Genomic DNA, 1,900 nt, shown 5'->3' on the forward strand with positions numbered 1-1,900 from the left:
CACTGGACGCAGCACTTTGCGTGTTTTGGAAAAAGGGGTACGAAGGCACGTCGTATACGGACCTGACGCAGGCTACGGGTGTCGAACGCCCGGCGCTCTATTCCGCGTTTGGCAACAAGGAGGCGTTGTTCCTCCGGGTTCTTGAACTCTATTACGAGCACTACCACGATTTCTTTCCGGCGGCGCTGGAGCTGCCTACCTCGCGGGAGGTGGTCGCACGTATCTTTCGCGGGGCGGCCGAATTGCAAACGCGTTACCCGGATCACAAGGGGTGTCTATATGTCCACGGTGACTTGGCCGGCTCGGATGAATCCGAACCGATCCGACGAGCACTGGTCGATGCACGTGCGGACGGGGAGACTTCCCTGCGTGATCGTTTCGAACGGGCGAAGCAGGAGGGCGATCTGCCGGAGAATGCGAATTGTGCTGCGTTAGCTGCATTCGTGATGGCTGTGCTACACGGTATGGCTGTTCAAGCCAAGGCCGGTTTCAGCCGCAACATGCTGGAAGCTGTTGCCGAGCAAGCGCTCTCCACCTGGCCTGCCGGCAGTTCTGCACTGTCTGGAAAGTCTTCCTAAGCAAATTCAAAAAGGCTCCCGATAAATGGGAGCCTTTTTGTTTGAAGCTACTTTAATTTATAATTTGCATAATACCTTCAGTATAGGTGTCTTCTGCCGCTTCTCTTTGCTCGTATAGATGATACCAGGCTTCCGCCACTTGATCTGGATCAAACCCTGTACCTCTCTTAATCAGAGGACTAATGGATAAATGTCCAACAAATACCCCATGAGGATGCAGACTTTGGTGTAAATTAAGGATATAGTTTCGCAATCCCGACATAACGATACCCGAATTCCCAAACATGGGAGTGGGACTCATAGCGGAGAGATCACTTGTAAACAGAAGTGCCCCTTTGCCTCGTTCAATCATATCTGGAATGATTAGTCTTGCAGTATTGAGGGCTCCGATCACCACATGATAAGCCCTTGCAAGCTCCATTTTGTTTGTAATATCAGCAGCAAACCCTCTAGCTTCAATACCCAGCTCACTTAACTCTAAAGCATATTGATCCAGCTTCTCTTGTGTTCTTGAAACCACAGCAATACGGAATCCATGCCTGCCAAAAGTTTTGGCCAATGAGAAACCAAGACCAGGCCCAGCGCCAATTATAGCAATTGTCTTCAACAATCTATCCCCTATTAGCAAACTCACTTCAAGATGATCCGTTTCGCCCTGGCGAGATTGGCGGCCAGCTCAGCACGGGTTTGGTGCGCGTGCGCTATCCAAGCGGGCTGGCCGGGTCCGCTGCGCCATGACTCGCTCAGCGGACTGTTGTCGACCGTATCGAAACCGAACTGGTCGTACAGCCGCGTTACGAGTTCGATGGCTTCAGGAAAGTTGCTCGAGACCGACAACGCGTGGCGGTTAGGGTCGCCAGCGGGTCTACTCGAAATGAAGAGGCGGGGGGCCTGGATGTGGGTAAAGGCCTTCGCCACCTTCGAGGCAGGAAGCTGTTTCTGACGAAGCTCATGAACGGTCATCTCACCCGAGTCGATCATGGGAAAATGTCCATCACGCCAAGTCATGTAGTTGTTCGTGTCAAGCACGATCTTGCCCGCGAGCTGCTCCACAGGCATATCGTTGACCAGCTTGAGGGGGACGGCTACGACGACAAAGTCGCCAGCCTCGGCAGCGCCGGCCGCTGTTGCAGCACGTGCTGACGGGCCAAGCTCATCAATGAGGCCCTTCAACGTCTCGGGTCCCCGCGAATTGGCAATGACGACCTGATACCCGTTCGCGATCGCCGCACTCGCGATCTGGCTGCCGACTTCGCCCGCGCCAATGATGCCGATTACGGTCATAAGTTCGCACCGTTGGTGCTTATCAATTCCTCGCTTTT

At 53.7% G+C, this 1,900-nt stretch carries 3 protein-coding genes; 1 reads left to right on the plus strand and 2 read right to left on the minus strand.

All coding sequences use genetic code 11. The annotated features are described in order from the left end of the window. Nucleotides 1-2 precede the first annotated feature (2 nt). Nucleotides 3-578: a TetR/AcrR family transcriptional regulator gene (locus AQR02_RS17555; RefSeq protein ID WP_054941587.1), complete on the plus strand. Its 576-nt coding sequence runs from the start codon at nucleotides 3-5 to the stop codon at nucleotides 576-578. Nucleotides 579-630: 52 nt separating this feature from the next. Here the strand turns inward: AQR02_RS17555 and AQR02_RS17560 are convergent, their stop codons facing one another. Then, nucleotides 631-1,185 carry an SDR family NAD(P)-dependent oxidoreductase gene (locus tag AQR02_RS17560; protein ID WP_054941588.1) on the minus strand — a complete coding sequence of 185 codons (555 nt, stop codon included), beginning with the start codon at nucleotides 1,183-1,185 and terminating at the stop codon, nucleotides 631-633. A 23-nt stretch (nucleotides 1,186-1,208) separates the two neighbouring features. After that, nucleotides 1,209-1,900, minus strand: a 692-nt coding sequence (locus tag AQR02_RS17565) for an NADPH-dependent F420 reductase (protein ID WP_209444170.1), incomplete at its 5' end; no start/stop codon positions are given.

Source organism: Paenibacillus ihuae, assembly GCF_001368795.1.
Taxonomy (GTDB): domain Bacteria; phylum Bacillota; class Bacilli; order Paenibacillales; family Paenibacillaceae; genus Paenibacillus_AQ; species Paenibacillus_AQ ihuae.